14 protein-coding genes are annotated in these 16,346 nt (G+C 70.0%); 10 read left to right on the plus strand and 4 right to left on the minus strand.

What is annotated here, in order from left to right; translation table 11 throughout:
• Positions 1-126: 126 nt before the first annotated feature.
• Positions 127-1,521, plus strand: coding sequence for an MFS transporter (locus CF165_RS05995; protein ID WP_158226737.1), 1,395 nt, complete (start codon positions 127-129; stop codon positions 1,519-1,521).
• A 17-nt stretch (positions 1,522-1,538) separates the two neighbouring features.
• On the plus strand, positions 1,539-2,174 hold the full coding sequence (locus CF165_RS06000; protein ID WP_093946371.1) for a TetR/AcrR family transcriptional regulator: 636 nt from the start codon (positions 1,539-1,541) through the stop codon (positions 2,172-2,174).
• A 56-nt stretch (positions 2,175-2,230) separates the two neighbouring features.
• On the opposite strand, the gene CF165_RS51080 is transcribed toward CF165_RS06000, so the two are convergent.
• On the minus strand, positions 2,231-2,389 hold the full coding sequence (locus CF165_RS51080) for a hypothetical protein (protein ID WP_158226738.1): 159 nt from the start codon (positions 2,387-2,389) through the stop codon (positions 2,231-2,233).
• Between the two features lie 480 nt (positions 2,390-2,869).
• Between CF165_RS51080 and CF165_RS06005 the strand changes: the two genes are divergently transcribed.
• Positions 2,870-3,151, plus strand: a complete 282-nt coding sequence (locus CF165_RS06005) for a hypothetical protein (protein WP_093946372.1) — start codon at positions 2,870-2,872, stop codon at positions 3,149-3,151.
• Positions 3,152-3,182: 31 nt separating this feature from the next.
• Positions 3,183-3,434, plus strand: coding sequence for a hypothetical protein (locus tag CF165_RS06010; protein ID WP_093946373.1), 252 nt, complete (start codon positions 3,183-3,185; stop codon positions 3,432-3,434).
• Here the strand turns inward: CF165_RS06010 and CF165_RS06015 are convergent, their stop codons facing one another.
• Both CF165_RS06015 and CF165_RS49945 read right to left on the minus strand, forming a co-directional pair.
• Positions 3,435-5,633 carry a helix-turn-helix domain-containing protein gene (locus tag CF165_RS06015; protein WP_093946374.1) on the minus strand — a complete coding sequence of 733 codons (2,199 nt, stop codon included), beginning with the start codon at positions 5,631-5,633 and terminating at the stop codon, positions 3,435-3,437.
• Positions 5,634-5,706: 73 nt separating this feature from the next.
• On the minus strand, positions 5,707-5,907 hold the full coding sequence (locus CF165_RS49945) for a hypothetical protein (protein WP_143268452.1): 201 nt from the start codon (positions 5,905-5,907) through the stop codon (positions 5,707-5,709).
• Between the two features lie 75 nt (positions 5,908-5,982).
• Here CF165_RS49945 and CF165_RS06020 point away from each other — a divergent pair, with 75 nt between their 5' ends.
• From CF165_RS06020 to CF165_RS06040, 5 genes are all read left to right on the plus strand, one after another.
• Positions 5,983-7,008, plus strand: a complete 1,026-nt coding sequence (locus CF165_RS06020) for a hypothetical protein (RefSeq protein WP_143268453.1) — start codon at positions 5,983-5,985, stop codon at positions 7,006-7,008.
• 218 nt (positions 7,009-7,226) lie between these two features.
• A complete protein-coding gene (locus CF165_RS06025) occupies positions 7,227-9,935 on the plus strand; it encodes a tetratricopeptide repeat protein (RefSeq protein WP_093946376.1) in 2,709 nt (902 codons plus the stop codon).
• Between the two features lie 126 nt (positions 9,936-10,061).
• Positions 10,062-11,840: a protein kinase domain-containing protein gene (locus CF165_RS06030; RefSeq protein ID WP_093946377.1), complete on the plus strand. Its 1,779-nt coding sequence runs from the start codon at positions 10,062-10,064 to the stop codon at positions 11,838-11,840.
• A gap of 5 nt (positions 11,841-11,845) precedes the next feature.
• Complete coding sequence (locus CF165_RS06035; protein WP_093946378.1) at positions 11,846-13,726, plus strand: ATP-binding cassette domain-containing protein; 1,881 nt, start codon at positions 11,846-11,848, stop codon at positions 13,724-13,726.
• 41 nt (positions 13,727-13,767) lie between these two features.
• Positions 13,768-14,622, plus strand: a complete 855-nt coding sequence (locus CF165_RS06040; RefSeq protein WP_093946379.1) for a hypothetical protein — start codon at positions 13,768-13,770, stop codon at positions 14,620-14,622.
• Here the strand turns inward: CF165_RS06040 and CF165_RS06045 are convergent.
• The gene (locus CF165_RS06045) at positions 14,611-15,312 is read right to left on the minus strand and encodes a TioE family transcriptional regulator (protein ID WP_093946380.1); all 702 of its coding nucleotides are present in this window, start codon (positions 15,310-15,312) and stop codon (positions 14,611-14,613) included. The two genes, CF165_RS06040 and CF165_RS06045, sit on opposite strands and share 12 nt — an antisense overlap.
• 17 nt (positions 15,313-15,329) lie before the next feature.
• On the opposite strand from CF165_RS06045, the gene CF165_RS06050 reads away from it, so the two are divergent.
• Positions 15,330-16,325, plus strand: coding sequence for an erythromycin esterase family protein (locus tag CF165_RS06050; protein WP_093946381.1), 996 nt, complete (start codon positions 15,330-15,332; stop codon positions 16,323-16,325).
• The last annotated feature ends 21 nt before the right edge of the window (positions 16,326-16,346 follow it).

A 16,346-nucleotide genomic window follows, 5' to 3' on the forward strand; every position in this document is an offset into this window, starting at 1 on the left:
CCTTCAGGGGCGCTCCGACCAGGAGGTCTCACTTGCTTTCCGATCGACTCAATCAAACAGATAGTTGACAGAGTAGTTCGACTGGTTGACTATGGCTTGACTGAGTCAATGCGGAAGGGGGACGTCGTGGAGAAGCACGCACTCAGGTGGTGGGCGCTGGCCGTCGCGGTGCTGGCGGTGCTGGTGGACATGATCGACAACCAGATCGTGGCCGTGGCGCTGCCCACCATCCAGCGGGAGCTGGGCACCGGCGAGTCGGCGCTGCAGTGGATTTCGGCCGGTTACGCACTGGGGTTCGCCCTCACGCTGATCACCGGAGGCAGGCTGGGCGACCGCCACGGGACGAAGAAGCTGTTCGTGGCGGGCATGTTCGTGTTCACGGCCGCGTCACTGGCCGCGGGCCTCGCCGGGCACGTCGGCGTGCTGATCGCCGCGCGCGTGGTGCAGGGCATCGGGTCCGGGCTGATGGTGCCGCAGGTCCTGTCGTTCATCCACGCGGAGTTCGACGAGCGGGAGCGGCCGAAGGCGATGACGTGGTACGCGGGCGCGTTCCCGCTCGGCGGGCTCGCCGGCCCGCTGCTGGGTGGCGCGCTGACCGAGGCCGACCTGTTCGGCACCGGCTGGCGGGCGATCTTCCTGGTCAACCTGCCCATCGGAGTGCTCGCGCTGCTCGGCGCGCTGGGCACCATGCCGGACCGGCCGGGCTTCTTCCGGCACCGCATGGACCCGGCCGGCCTGGCGCTGCTGACGGCCGCGTTGTTCGCGGTGTTCTTCCCGCTGGTCCAGGGCCGCGAGCTGGGCTGGCCGGCGTGGTCGATCGCGCTGCTGGCCGCCGCGGTCCCCGTGTTCGGGGTTTTCGCGCTGCACCAGCGCCGCCAGTTCCGCCGCGGTGGTGAACCGCTGGTCCCGCCGGACCTGGTGCGGCACCTCGCGGGCAGCCAGGCGGTCCTGCTCTGCGTCACCACCGGCGTCGGCGTGTTCTTCGTCCTGACGCTGCACCTGCAGCTCGGCCTCGGGTTTTCGCCGTGGGAAGCGGCTGTGACGTTCGCGCCGTCGACGCTCGGCATCGTCGCGGGCAACGTCCTGGGCATGCGGCTCGCCCCCCGGTTCGGCCGGGCGTTCACCGCGGCCGCCGTCGCGGTGCTGCTGGCCGGCCTCGCCGCGATCGCGGTTCTGGTGCCGTGGCTGGGGTCGGCCTTGACCGGGTGGGCGCTGCTGGTGCCGGTGATCGCCGTCGGGCTCGGCATGGGCGCGGTCCTGAACGCGCTGTTCGCCGCGTCGATGGCGGGCATCCGGCCGGAGCAGGCGGGCGCGGCGTCCGGCGTCGTGAACACCACGGTCCAGCTGGGCACGGCGACCGGGATCGCCTTGGCGGGCACGGTCTTCTTCACCCGGCTGGACCACGGCTACGCGTCCGCGACGGCGGCAGCGCTCACGGTCAGCGCCGGGGTGCTGGTGCTGGCCCTCGCGCTGACGGCCGTCCGTCAACGTTCTGTTCCGCAGAGTCAAGCGGTTGGTTGACGGATATAGTCGGGTGCGTGACCGCGTCGAAGCCTCGCCGTTCGCCGAAGCCCCAGGAGCGGCAACGGGATCCGGAACGCACCCGCCGCCTGATCCTCGAGGCGGCGGGCGCGGAGTTCGCGGCGAAGGGGTACGCGGGCGCCCGGATCGCGGCGATCGCGACGCGGGCGGGGGTGAACCAGCAGCTGATCTCGTACTACTTCGACGGCAAAGAGGGCCTCTACCGGGCGCTGTCGGACCAGTGGGTCGACCACCAGCGCGAACTGGTCGCACCGGACATGCCACTGTCAGAGCAGGTGCGGCGGTACGCGCTGGAGGGGACGACGGGCCGCGAAGGCATGCGTCTGGTGGCCTGGTCCGGGCTGGAGTACGAGGGCGCCGAGCCGGACCCGGACCACGCGGCGAGGACCCAGCGCCTGGCGAGATCGGTGGACCAGATCACGGCGATGAAGGCCGACGGGCGGCTGCCGGACTGGGTCGACCCGGCGAGCCTGACGGTGCTGCTGATGGCCGCCGCGATGGCCCCGGTGACGCTGCCGAACGTGGTCGAAGGCCTGACCGGGAAGGATCCGGCCTCGCCGGAGTTCGTACGGCAGTACGCCGATCAGCTGGCCCGGCTGATCGAGCACCTGGGGCCCGAACAACCGGCCTGACGGCTACTTCCGGCGTCGCCGATGTTCGGTCGGGGGATCCGAAACCCGTGGCTTCCTCAGCGCTCGACGGGTTCCGTCGTGGACGTCGCCTGACCGGAGCCCGGCGTGGATGCCGGGGCGGCGGGCCCGGCGAGGGCCAGGGCGGCGACCACCGCGAGCGCGACGAGGAACAGGGCCGTGCGGACGAGCGCGGAAACAGAACAGACGACCATCATGGCGGGCTCCTCGATATTTTCGTTCGACGGGGCTTGCTGGTTCCGCGGTGTTCGCGGAATACCTTGATGGTGCGCGCTGGTAATGGAGTCCGACAAGGCGTTTCCCGTTGACGGAAACGGCACGCCCGGGAAACCCGGGCGGTCGCTCGCGGCCTCGGCGACGTCAGGCGGAGGCGTGCTGCCGGCGGCCTTCGGAACTCAATGCGTAGTCATGACGGCGACCTCACGATGGGCTGGGCTTCTGCGACGTTGATCGGCACGACATACAGCTTCGCTACCGCCGGTGGCAGGGTTGCCGGGAAGTGTCGTGTTTTTGACCAGTTTTTCGGGGGTAAGAACCACGCGGCGAGACGGGCGGTGGCCGGCGAACGCGACAGAATCGGGACAACGCGGGGGCGGGGTGCAACGAATTTCGCCGTGGTCGCGACTGGTCCTCAGGAATGCGGCGTCCATTCCTGAGGCCGCCCGAAGATTCGAGGAATGATGAACGCGAGGATTCCGCTCGTTGCGATCGTGATCGCGCTGACCAGTGGGGGTGCGGTCGCCTGCACATCCGATCCGTTGGACGTGACTTGCCAGGAGTACGCCGGCCTCGGTGAAACCCAGCAGCTGGATCTGGCGGCCCGCTGGGGATCGCCCACGCGTGACCGCGTCGACGCGATGGGCCGCATCGTCGCCCCGCAGTACCGGAGCGAGCTGCTGAGTTATTGCCGAACGCATGCGGACGACAAATTGAAAAATCTCGAGATCACCTTCCGGTGAGCATGATCCTGTCCCACAAAAAGGAGAAACAATGAGTGTCGAACCGCAGCCGATCGGAAACCAGACCGAAGTCCGACCGTACAGCCAGGCCAGCCGCGCGGGCTACGGCTTGCTTTGGACGGCATGGACCATCGTGCTGACGATCGGTGGATTCGCCCTGTTCGCGAACAGCTCGGTCTTCGCCGGGTTGATCAGCCTGGGCCTCGCCGCGCTGGCTCTTCGGTACACGTGGCGGATCTGGACCTGGCAAGCGAGACGGCTCATCTTCTTCATCGTCTTCTGATCATTCTTCGCACGTCGGCCGGTTCCGGTACTGAGCCTCGCCGAGCACAGCAGGATTGAGGGTGACCCGATACGCGGCGGCCTCCGCCCACCAGCGAGCCGCCGCCTGCCGGTCGCCACGCCCGGCTGCCGTGTTGCCCAGGCCCGTGAGCGCCCGCGCCCGCTCGTACTCGCTCCCGGCGTCGTCCGCCACCTGGGCCGCGTGGCGGTAGCAGGACTCGGCGTGGTCCCACCGGCCGGCGCGGAAATGCACCCAGGCTTCACAGTTCGCCGACATCGCCCGATCGATCGGCAGCTGAGCGAGCTCGGTTGCCTCCCGCGCGGCGGCCAGTGCCTCGGGGAACTGCCCGAGAGCCGCCGAAACGAGGGCAATACCGCGAAGCGCGATCGCCACGTTCCTGGTCCGGCCGGTCCGGCGGTAGACGGCCAGCACCGTCGTCAACTCGGTCAGGGCCGGTTCGGCCTCGCCTCGGTACAGGCGCGCCCACGCCAAGCTGGACATCGCGTCGATCGCGCCCCGGTCGTCGTCGGCCACCGCGAACTGCTCCTGAGCCTGCTCGTGGAAGCGGACCGCGTCGTCGACGTGGCCGGCCTCCAGGCAAGCCATGCCCAGGTTGTTGAGGATCATTCCCGTCGCGCTCGGGTCACCGGCTGCTCGGGCGGCTTCGAGCGCACGCTCGTGCGTCCGCATCCACGGCTCGAACAGCTTCTCGCGAAAGAAGAACGCGCGGAGGACGAACGCGAGCTGCCAGCAGCGGTCGTACAGCCGGTGCCGGGCGGCGGCATCGACTGTGTCGGCAAGCACCGGCCACTGCGCGGCCAGCCACGCGAGTGCGCCGTCCGAGTCCGAGAAGGCAAGGGCGGCCGAGGCCGGCAGGCCGGTGGCCGGCCGGAACCGATAGGGCTCGGCGAGCTCGTCGGCCGCCAGCGTCATCGCGACGAGGTGGTCGACCAGCCTGCGCACGGCCGCTTCGCGGTCGTCCGGTCCGACTTCGGGAAGGGCGTGCTTCGCCGCGAAGGTGCGTATCAGGTCATGGAGCTCGACGTAGCCCCGTTCGTCGCGGACGACCAGGTTTGCGTCGTGCAGCCGATCCATCAGGCGGTCCGCTTCGCCGGTGTCGAGACCGGCGAGTGCCTCGACGGCGCCCGTTTCCGCGGCGGCCGCGGGGTGGAGGGCAAGCAGGCCCAGCAACCGCCGCTGGTCGTGGGGCAGCGTTTCGTACGAGACGGTGAACGCGGTGGAGACGCTCCGCTCACCGTCCTCCAGCGCGCCGAGCCGGGTGGTCTCGTCGGCCAGCCGGTCGCGCAGCTCCGCCGCCGTCCAGCCGCCGGCGACGAACCGGGCGGCCACGACGCGCACCGCGAGCGGCAGCTGTCCGCAATACCGGATGATTTCGGTCGCGATGCCCTCGTCTGTGGGCGCGTGTTCGCCGGCGACGGACCGGAGAAGGTGCAGGGCGTCGTCGAGCGGGAGGACGCCGACGGGGAAGTGCCAGGCGTCGTCGAGGGCGGGTAGCCGTCCCCGGCTGGTCACCAGGATCCGGGATGACGTTTCGCTGTCGACGATGGCCCGGATCTGTTCGGCGGACCGCACGTTGTCGAGCACGAGGATCATCCGTCGCCCGCGCAGCTGGTCACGGACCAGGTTGGCCCGGCCGTCTTCGTCTGCGGGAACTTGATCGGCTGAGATGTCCAGCAGCCGCAGCAGCCGGTGCATGGCTTCGCCGGACGAAAGCTCGACGGCGCCGGGGGTGTGCCCGCGCAGATCGAAGAAGAGGGAGCCGTCCGGGAAAGTGCTCGCGACCCGTCGGGCGGCGGCGACGGCCAGTACCGTCTTCCCGGCTCCCGCCATCCCGTGCACGATGCCGACCCGGGCCTCGTCCGGGCGGAGAAGCAGTGCGGTAAGCGCTTCGAGTTCGGGTTCGCGGCCGACGAAGTACCGCCCGCTGTCGGGCAGCCCGACGATGCCGCCGGCGTTCCGGCGCGCGGGGGATGCCGATTCGGTGGCGAGGGCGAGCAGTTCTCCGCCGGCGCCCAGCGCCTGGTCGCAGGCTTTGGCCAGTTCCCGGTTCACCCGGGCCTTGCCGTTCTCCACCTTGCTGAGGTAACCCTTGGTGAAATGGACGGACGCGGCGAGTCCGGTCAGTGACATGCCGACCGATGTCCGTCGACGTTTCAATTCTGCTCCAAAGTCCGGCATGGTTCGATCATCCTGTATTCGGCGAACGTGGGGAAGGTCGACCGGCGGCCCGGGCCCGCCGGCCTGTACCTGTTCAGCCCAGCAGGGAGACCAGCTGGCCGAGCACGATGATGAGGTGCGTGTGCATCGGATTCACCCTTTCCGGATCGCGTCGCCGACGTTTCCGTGCGGCGAGTTCCTTGGTCGCCGAAGGATTTCGACGAGCCAAGCTTGACCCGGCGTTTTCCTCGATGACAGGCGTTTCCTGTTGCCTGTCAGTAGAAAACGCGGTCACTGCTTTGACCTGCGGTGTTTCCGCGAACTGGAAACACTGGGGAAACAGGTGATGGCGTCGTGTCCCGTGGGGAAGATGAGTAGACTTCCCCGCAACGACCAAGACGGAGGTGGCGGCTTGGCTCAGGAGGCGGCCGACGCGAAGATCAACGATCTCTCAACGGAGCTGAAACTGCTTCGCAAGGGTCTGGGCATCCAAGCGAAGACCCTGCCCGGTGTCGTCGGCGAACGCTTGCGCGAAGTTTGTGGTGTCCACGAGGAGGACAACCCGGGAACGGTCCGCGGCAAGGTCGTAGACACCCTCCGCAGGTTGATCGAAAGGCTGCCCGAATCGCAGCGGGAAACGGCGCGGATCGTCCTGGGTTTCGGCACCGGCGCGAACGAGCGCTACACCCAGCGGCTCGAACTGCTGGGCAGTGGAGCCGACCGCAACGTGCGCACCATGCAGCGCCGCGCCGACGACGTCATCTACCTGATCGCCGAGGCCGCGTACGGGGCACCACCGCCGTTCGAAGGGGCTTCCATCATCAGCCAGGACGGCCCCTGGCACACGTCGGCGCTGGCGGTCCGGCTGAACCTGACGGGAGCCGCCGCCGAGGTGTTCGAGACCCGGAAGGTGGTCAGCCACGTTGCCGGGCTCGCCGAAATCGAGCACGCGATCTCCCTCGCCCGCCCGGCCAGCACGACCGGCCAACCGGATCTTTCCGGACTCGGCATCGATGTCGTCGCCGGCGGCGAGGTGCACTCCGTGCGGATGGTCAGCTCCACCAGGGTCGCGTTCAGCCTGCGGCCGCCCAGGCCGCTGGACGCCGGCGACCAGCACGAGTTCTTCTTCCGCATCAGGCTGGACGAGCTTCCGGCTCCGTTCTACTGCTGTACACCGGAATTCTCGTGTGAGAGGTTCGACCTCAATATCCGGTTCGATAGGCGGGAGCCGCCGCTGCGCGTCTGGCGCATCGACGGCGACTTCTCCAAGGACGCCGAGGACCCGCTTCCGGCACGCAAACCGCTCTTTCTGGACAACGCGGGTGAAGTGCACACCGGTTTCCACGACCTCCGGCCTGCGAGGTCCTACGGCGTCGGCTGGCAACCGGCCTCCTGAACCGCCGGTCCGGCCCGGAGCGAGCCGGCTGTTCGCTGTGCGCGCCATGCTCCCCCTCGCCCGCGATCGCCTTCTCCCACGATGCCGTATCCGGACGGATGAATGATGTCGAAAACAAGACAAAAACATGACAGTCCGGAACGCAGGGTCCGCACAGCGCCTTTTGTTTCCCGATTGCGGGTAACAACCCGAGCGGGCCCGGCGACTGCGTCGAGGTGATGCAGTCCTACGACGTGTTCCTCAGTTTCACCTGGTCGGACATCGACGAGGTACTCAAGCTCGAGCGGGCGCTGCAGGCCGCCGGCCTGCGGGTCTTCCGGGACAGCGAGGGAATCCGGGAATTCGAGGGCATCACCGGGGGCCTCGACGCGGCACTGACCTCGTCGACAGTGCTCCTCGCCTATTACTCGCGCAGATTTCCGACCCGGTACGCCTGCCAGTGGGAACTGACTTTCGCGTTCCTCGCGGCACAGGCGGCCGGCGATCCCCGGCGGCGCGTGCTCGTGGTCAACCCCGAGTCCGACGGGAACCACATCGCTCCCGTGGAACTGCAGGACGCGGCGTACTTCGGCCGTCCTCGTGACGAGCGAGACCGCGTCCGCATCGCCGGCCGGGTCGCCGAAATGGTCCGGGCGGCCGGCACGCCGCTGGGGGCGGTTCGCAGTGCGGCGCCGATGCTGCCGCGCCTGCTGCGGCCGCGGCGGTTCGTCGGCCGGTACCAGGAACTCTGGCGGATCCACAGTGCGCTGCACTCCCGCGAACTGCCGCCGGCCACGCCTCGCACGTCCTCGGCGCTCGCCGTCGTCCGGGGCTTCGCCGGTCTCGGCAAGACCAGCCTGGCCGAGCAGTACGCGTTTCTCTTCCGCGACGCGTTCCCCGGCGGCGTGCGGTGGATCGGGCTGTTCGGGCAAGACGACGAGGCCGGCGCAGTCGTGCGGTTTCACACGGGTCTGCGGACGATCGCCGCCGAACTCGGCGCCGACGTCACGGGCTTGCCGCCGGACGAAGTGCGGGCGGGTGTCGCGCGCCGGATCGAAGCCGATCGGCGGTCGCAGCTGTGGGTGATCGACGACGTTCCGGGGGAGCTGTCTGCCGACGTGCTCGACGAGTTCGTCATGCCGACGTCGTTCGTCCGGACGGTCCTCACGACGAGGAGCGGGAACCCGGAATGGCCGGCGCCGGTCGTGGAGCTGACCGGCCTGACCGAGGACGAAGGTGCGGTGTTGTATACCGAAATCGCCGGGTCCGACGACCCCGTCGAAGTCTCGGCCGTGCGCCGGCTCGTCGAGCGGTGCGGCGGGCACCCGATCGTCTTGACGAGCGTGGTCACCGCACTGCGCGACGGCCGCGGCGCGATCGACGAGACCGGTTTCGCCGACGTCCTCGACTCGGTGAAAGGCGATGCCGTCGACGTCCTGGCGCGGGCGGTCGGCGAGTGCTCCCCGACCGCGCGGCGGATCCTGCAGATCGCGGCGGCGATCTCCCGCGCCCCCGTGCCGCCGGAACTCGTCCGGCGCGTCCTGCCGGGCGAACCGGTCGCCGGCGCGGTGGCCGAGCTCGCCCGGCGCGCGCTGCTGATCCACCTCGGCACGGAGTGGGACATCCACGCCCTGGTCTGCGACGCCGCCGGCGTCGATGACGACCTCACCCGCAGAACCGCTTCGATTGTGCTCGAGTTGATCGGGGACACCGGCCGTTTCCACGCGCACGCCGCGGCGCTCGCCGTCCACGACTGCGTGCCCGCGCACCAGCGAGCCCGGTTGCAGCGATCGGGGCTCGAGTGGTTCCGGGAGCAAGGAGAAGTCGTCGCCGCGCGGGCCGTGGCGAAGCGGATCTTGGCCGCGGAGGGGGTGAGGGCCGCCGACCGGGTCGCCGCAGCCGCGGCGCTGGCCGATTCGGGCGACTTCGCCGAGGCGGCCGGGGTGTGCCGGCCACTCGTGTCGGCGGGGACCCCGGAAGACGCCTTCCGGGCCCGGTTGACGTGCGCGCACGCGCTCGACCAGTTGGGCCGGTACGCGGACGCGGATCCGCTGTGGCCCGGCCACGTCCCGGAATCTTTGCCGGAGCGGGAGAAGATCGAGGCCCGGGTGTTCATGGCGGTCGCCAAGCGCATGCGCGGGCGGTTCCGGGACGCCATCGGGCTCCTCGACGCCGCCGACGACCCACGGGCCCGGCTCGAACTGGCCCGCCTGAAGATCATCACCGGTGAACTCAAGGCGGCGCGCACGCTCGCCGACGCCGTCATCCGCGAGCACGACACCCCGGACCACGAGCGGCACCCGCTGCGGCTGGAGGCGATCGGCGTTTACGCCGAAGCGGAAATGTCACTGGATTTCACTGAGTTCAAGACGCGCGACGAGGGCTGGGACGCGCTGGAGGCGCGCCTGCGGTCGGCCCGTGACAGCCTGGCCGGGCTCCTGGGGAACGAGAGCCCGCTCACCTTGGCGGCCGGCGTCCGGTGCGTCCGCACCTCGGTGACGCGGGGCCGCCCGAAACGGGCACTGCGCGAATTTTCGGAGTTCGAACCCCGGGTTCGGCGGATTTTCGGCGAGCATCACCCGCTGTACCACTGGCTGCGTTACTCGAGTGCGCAGGCGCGCGCTCAGCTTAACCAGTACGAGGATGTCATCGACATTTTGCGGCCATTGCTGGAAAAACAGCGAGAGTCGATCGGACCCTACCATCCCGACACCATGCGAACCCAGCTCGACCTCGGCATCTCGCTCGCGCTGACCGGGGACAAGGATGCCGCGGTCCCGTTGGTCGTCGAGGCGGATCGCCGGATCGGCGAGGCCCTCGGGTGGCGTTCCGAGCTTCGGAACCGCGCCGGGGTCACGAGAGCCCTGATGAACCTGCCGGTGATCGTTTGGCGGCTCTTTCCCTACATCGACGTCCTCTTCGGGAAGAAGAATCCCGAAGAGGACTGATTCTGTCGCGTTTTTGTCTTCTTTTGGTCCCGAATGTCACGGTATCAATTCGGCGTGTAACGCGACCCATTGCCGGGTTGATTCCCATGTGCGTCGGTAATCGAAATTCAGTGCGGAGGTCTGGGCATGGAGAAGCCGTTGGGCAGCCGGTACCGGCTGGGTGACCCGCTGGGCAAGGGTGCGATGGGACGGGTCTTCGCCGGCTCCGACGAGGAGGGGAAGGCATTCGCGTTCAAGCTGCTCCGCGACGAACTGGTCGAGGACCCGGACCTGGTGGCGCGGTTCCTGCAGGAGCGGTCGATCCTGGTGGGGCTGCGGCACCCGAACCTCGTCGGTGTGCACGACCTGGTCGTCGAGGGCGAGACCGTGGCGATCGTGATGGACCTGGTCGCCGGCGGCGATCTGCGGGCCCGGTTGACCGCCGAGAAGACGTTGCTGCCGGCCGAAGTCGCCCGCATCGGGGCCGGAGTGGCGGCGGCACTCGCGGCCGTGCACCAGGCCGGCGTGGTCCACCGCGACGTCAAACCGGAGAACGTCCTGATGGACGGGACCGTGCCGCGTCTGACCGACTTCGGCATCTCGCGGCTCGCGACCGCGAGCGATCTGGGGCGCCGGTCACTCCTGGCCGGCACGCCCCAGTACCTCGCCCCCGAACTCGGCAAGGGCCTCGACGCGACGCCCGCGTCGGACCTGTATTCGCTCGGCATCCTGCTGTACGAGCTGTGCTGCGGCGTCACCCCGTTCGCCGGACAGTCGACGTTCTCGGTGATCCGGCTGCACGAAAGCGCGATGCCGGGGCGCCCCGCCGGCGTGCCCGACCAACTGTGGGACGTGCTCACCTGGCTGCTGGCGAAGCGGCCCGCGGACCGGCCGGAATCGGCGCAGCAGGTGGCGACGATCCTGGACGCGCTGGTGCTGGAGCTGATGAACCAGCCGCTCGTCCTCCCGCTCACCACGCCGCCGCCCCCGGTGCCCCTCAACGAAACCGGCCTGGGCACGGAAACCGTGTTCGGTGTGCCCGCGGGCCCGCCGTCCAGGCCCCTCACGACCATGCCGCCCGGAGGAACCATGCCGAAACGCAAGCGACGCGGTGCCCGGGTCGCGCTGATCTTCACCGTTGTCCTGGCTTTGCTGGGCGGTGGCTGGATCGCCCTGAATACCGCTTCGGGCGGTTCGGCGGCGCCGACGACGAAGGCGGTGCCGACGACTTCCACCGACACGCCCACGTCCACAAGCGACTCGCCGACGGCGACCACGACGGCGACGCCCACCGTGATGCCGAACGTGGTCGGCAAGAAGCTCGCCGACGCCCAGGACGCGCTGCCGGGCCTCCAGCCGACCATCGAGGACAAGATCGACGCCACCGCCGCCGACGGCACGGTCATCGCCCAGGACCCGGCGGCCGGGGCGGCGATCGGCGGCGCGGTGAAGCTGACCGTGGCCCGCCAGGCACAGCTGGTCTACCTCGACTCCGTGCACCCCGCGTCCGGTCAGTGGAACAGCGGCATCCAGAACACCAACATCGCGGGCAAGAACTACCTGCACGCGGTGGGCTCCGAGGTGGAAGCGAACACCGACATACAGAGCGTCGAGTACAACATCGCGAAGGGGTTCCGCCGGCTCACCGCCACCGCGGGCCTCGACGACAACGCGGTCGACTCGACGCTGAAGATGCAGCTCGAGATCTTCGCCGACGGTCGGCAGGTCTTCAGCAAGCCGGTGCCGTACGGTACCCCGGTTCCCATCGACCTCGACATCAGCGGGGTCCTGCGGCTGAAGATCCAATGGGAAGGTGTATCCGGCAACAGGTCCGCCTGCTGCAGTGGCAGCTACCTCGTCCTCGGCACCGCTGAACTGCTCGGCCTCCCCGGTGAGGTGCCGACGTCCCCGACCACGACCAGCTGACCGCCGTGTGGATCGGCAACCGCGTCCGGATCACCATCGGCCGGGCCTCTGACAACGACATCGTGCTGAGTGACCTGCAGGTCTCCCGCCGCCACGCTCGGCTCGAACGCGTGGGCGCGGCGTGGCGGCTGACCGACCTGGGCAGCCGGAACCCGACGCTCGTCAACGGCGTCCCGGTCGCCGGGCGATCACCGATCGCCGACGGCGACCGGATCACCGTGGGGGCCACCGATCTCCGGGTCGACGGGGACAACCTCGTCACCACCGGCGGGGAACGGACCCGGCTCCTGGCCGACGACGTCGGCTTCGCCGTCGGAGACAAACAGCTGCTGTCGGGGATCTCGCTGGACCTGCTGCCCGGGCAACTGGTCGCGGTCGTCGGACCGTCGGGCGCGGGCAAATCGACGCTGCTCAAGGTGCTCTCCGGCGACGTCGCACCGACCACCGGGCGCATCACTTACGACGGCTATGACATGCACCGGCAGCGTTCGGCGGTGGCCCGGCGCGTCGGGGTCGTGCCGCAGGACGACGTCGTCCACACGCGACTGACCGCGCGCAGTGCCCTCACGTACGCGGCCAAGCTGCGGCTGCCCGACGACACCGGCGGGCCCGCGTGCCGGCGGCGGGTGGCCGAGACGCTGGCCGAGGTCGGGCTCACCGACCACGCGCGCACACCCATCCACCGGCTGTCGGGCGGTCAGCGCAAACGTGTCTCGATCGCGCTCGAACTGCTGACCGCGCCGTCACTGCTGATGCTCGACGAGCCGACGTCGGGCCTGGACCCGGCGCTCGACAAGCAGATCATGAGCCGGTTGCGCGAGCTCGCCGACGCGGGTCGCACGGTCGTGGTGGTCACCCACAACGTCACCAACCTCGACGACTGCGACCGCGTGCTGCTGCTCGCCCCCGGCGGCGTGCCGGTGTTCAGCGGGCGGCCCGCGGAGCTGCGGGCCCGGTTCGGCACCGCCGACTGGGCAGACATCTTCCACCGGGTGGTCTCGGGAACCGCGCCACCGCACCAGCCGTCCCCCGTGAACCCGGCGCCCCCTTCCGAGGCAGTCGCCGAGCCGCCGCCGGTGCACGCCGGCCTGGCGCACCAGGTCGGCACGGTGGCCGCCCGGCACCTGCGGCTCATCTTCGCCGATCCCGGGTATGCCCTGTTCCTGCTGCTGGTCCCGGTCGTCCTGGCCATGCTCGCCCTGGCTGTCCCCGGTCACGAAGGACTGCGGCGATCAGGGCCCGAGCACCCGACGGAAGCCGCGCAGATGCTCGTGCTCGTCTTCGTCGGCGCGGCGTTCATGGGTGCGGCCGCGTCGGCGCGGGAAGCCATCGCCGAGCGGGCGATCTTCCTGCGGGAACGGGCCGTCGGCCTGCGGCCCGGTGCGTACGCACTGGCGAAAGCCGGCGTGTTCACCCTCGTCGCGGCTGTCCAGTCCGCGGTGCTCGTCGGCGTCGTCACGACGGTCAAGCCAGGGCCGGTCTCCACGGTGTTGCTGCCGCGCCCGGTCGCCGAGCTCGCGGTCGCAGTCTGGCTGACTGCACTGGCATCCTGCCTGCTCAGCTTGCTCGGGTCGGCGTTGGTGCGCTCGGCCGAGCAGACGACGCCGGTGCTCGTCGTGACGGTGATGGCCCAGCTGGTGCTGTGCGGCGGGATGGTCCCGGTCGCCGGGCGGCCGGTGCTGGCCCAGCTGTCCTGGCTGGCGCCGGCGCGCTGGGGCTATGCCGCCGGCGCTTCCACGGTGGATATCCACCAGGTCGGACCGCCGGACCGGCTGTGGACGCACGACTGGCCGTGGTGGTCGGGCTCGATCGCGGCGTTGCTGCTCACGGCGGCGGTCTGCACGTCGTTGTTCGCCGTCCGGGCGAGCAGGCTCCGCCGCACCTGAGCCGAACCGGCTGATCGGGGCGGTGCGTGCCATCATCGGGCATGGTCACCCTTCGCGACGGCCGCGAGCCGGAGCTCAACAGCGGGATCCTGCCCGGGAACGTGCGCGCCGACGACTGGGTCATGTTCGTCCTCGCCGTGGGGTCGGCCGGGTTGCTGGGGTACATGGTGCTCAGCCCACCGGCGCGGGACGCGGGGCTGGTGATCTTCTTCGTCGACTGCGGGATCTGCGGGGTGTTCCTGCTCGAGTTCCTGTGGCGGTGGCGGAAACGGCGCTGGGCCAAGAAGTTCCTGGTGCGCAACTGGTACGAGCTGTTCGCGATGATCCCCGTCGCCCACCCGGCGATGGTCGGGCACAGGTTCGTCACCGTCGTGCTGCTGCTCGTGCGGATCGGGCGGGCCGCGGACCGGGCCGCCGGCGAGCAGTTCACCTACCGGCTCGTCGACAAGCTGTCCGAGCCGATCGTCAAGGCGATCAAGAAGCCGGTCACCATCGCGGTGCTCGACGAGGTCGTCAAGGTCCTGGAAACGGGCAACTACCCGGAAAACCTCGCCAAGTCGCTCGGGGCCCACAAGGACGAGCTGCGTTCGATCATCGCCGAGAAGATCGCCGCGGACCCGCAGCTCGGGAAGCTCAAGCGGCTGCCGTTCCACGACGAGATCGTGCGCACGGTCGTCGACACCTCGTTCCGCGTGCTGCTCGAAGTGCTCCTCGACCCGCGGATCGACGACTTCTTCTCCGCCGTCGTCCGCGAAAACCGCGAGCAGATCCGGCTGGCGGTGCAGCTCGGGCTCAACGAGGTCGACGACGAGGACGAAGAGAAGGCCCTGCCGGTCCGCACCCAGCGCTCGGCCGCGCACGAGTACGACCGGCTGCACCCGCGGTCACGGCCGTAGCCGCACGTACTCGCCGAGCCGGGCGGCCGCGTCGAGCATGGCCAGGCCGCGTTCGACGAGCTTGCGCTGCCACGTCTCCAGCGCGTCGGCGAGCGATTCGGTGCCGCCGGCGGTCCGGACCTGGGCGACCACCGTCGCGATGTGCCCCAGGGGGTAGCCGCCGCGACGCAGGAGGTGCGCCAGCTCCGCGTCGCGGACGTCGGCGGCGCGGAAGACGCGGTGGCCCGTCGCCCGGTCGCGCTCGGGAACCAGGATGCCCGCGCGTTCCCAGGCCCGCACGGTCGCCGCGGTCACGCCGAGGCGGTGCGCGAGTTCGCCGATCGACCGATCCGTCCCGGCCGGTCCGGCGGGTGGCCCGGTCGTCAGGTGGCCGATCGCCTGGCGCACCGCGTTGAGGGTTTCCCGGTCGCGGGACAGCTGGGCGTGGCCGCGGTCGACGAGCGCCAGCGCGCGTTCGAGGGCGTCGTCGTTGAGGGCGTTCATGATCCCGCCTGCCGTCGCGTGCCCGTACGCCGTCACCAGGGCAAGGAACGCACGCAGGGCACGTGCGTGCGTTTCGGTGTAAACCCGGTAGCCGCTCGCGGTGCGTTCGGCGGGCGGGAGGAAGCCGTCGCGCTCGTAGTTGCGGACCGCCTGCGTGGAGATGCCGTGCTCACGGGCGAGGTCAGCAGGTCTCAACCGAGTCTTCAAGGATACGATTCAACCACATGGACATCACCGACTTCACCGCCGAACTGCTCGCGCTGGGCGAGCCCACGCATTTCGAACCGGCGTGCGCGCGGCTCCGGAACGACCTCTTCGCCCAGCTCGCCGAGCACGGCTTCCGGTCGATCGCGCTGGAGACCGACCGCGTCGCCGCGCTCGACGGCGGGTTCTCGCACGGCCTGGGCGAAGTGGACGCCAACCGGCAGCTGGTCGCGTGGCTGCGCGAGTACAACGAGAAGGCCGAAGAACCGCTGGCGCTCCACGGCTTCGACGCCCCGACCGAGACGTTCAGCGCCCCCAGCCCGCGAGCCTACCTCGAACACACCCGCGACTACCTGGGCCTCGACGTCGACATCGCGGCTCTGACCGGCGACGACGAGCGGTGGAGCCGGTCCGAGGCGATCCTCGACCCGGCTCAGTCGCCCGGCGCGTCGGCCGAGGCCCGTGAGCTGCGGGTGATCGCCGACGACCTGCTCGTCGCCCTGCTCGCCCAGGCACCGCGGCTGGACGCCGCTTGGCGGCGCGCCAAAGTGCACGCCACCGCCGGACGCGGCCTGCTCCGCTACCACGCGGCGTCGGCGCTGCCCGGCGAACGCGACACGAGGATCGCGCGCCTCGCGGGCATGCGCGCGGTGCTCATGGCCGAGAACCTCCTGGACATCCGGGCCATCGAGGCCCGCCGCGGCCCGACGCTGGTGTTCTCGCACAACAGCCACCTGCAACGCTCGGGGTCCGGCGCGGGCGCGATCGTCGGGGCGCTGCTCGGCGACCGGTACGCGTTCGTCGCCGGAAGCCTGGGTCACAGCGAGGCCATCGGCCTCGGCGAGCCGGAGCCGGACACTTACGAAGGCCTGCTGCAGCAGGGCACGAAGACCTGGCGGCTGACCGCCGACCTCCCGGACGGCCGCAAGCGCACCGACACCAAGCCCGAACGCGGCTACTTCGGGCTCGACCGGGACGTGCTCGACGGTGCCGACGCGGTGTGGCACATCGCCTGAAGCCCGCGGGGTCGTGAGTGC

Source organism: Amycolatopsis vastitatis (genome assembly GCF_002234595.1).
Classification (GTDB): Bacteria; Actinomycetota; Actinomycetes; order Mycobacteriales; family Pseudonocardiaceae; genus Amycolatopsis; species Amycolatopsis vastitatis.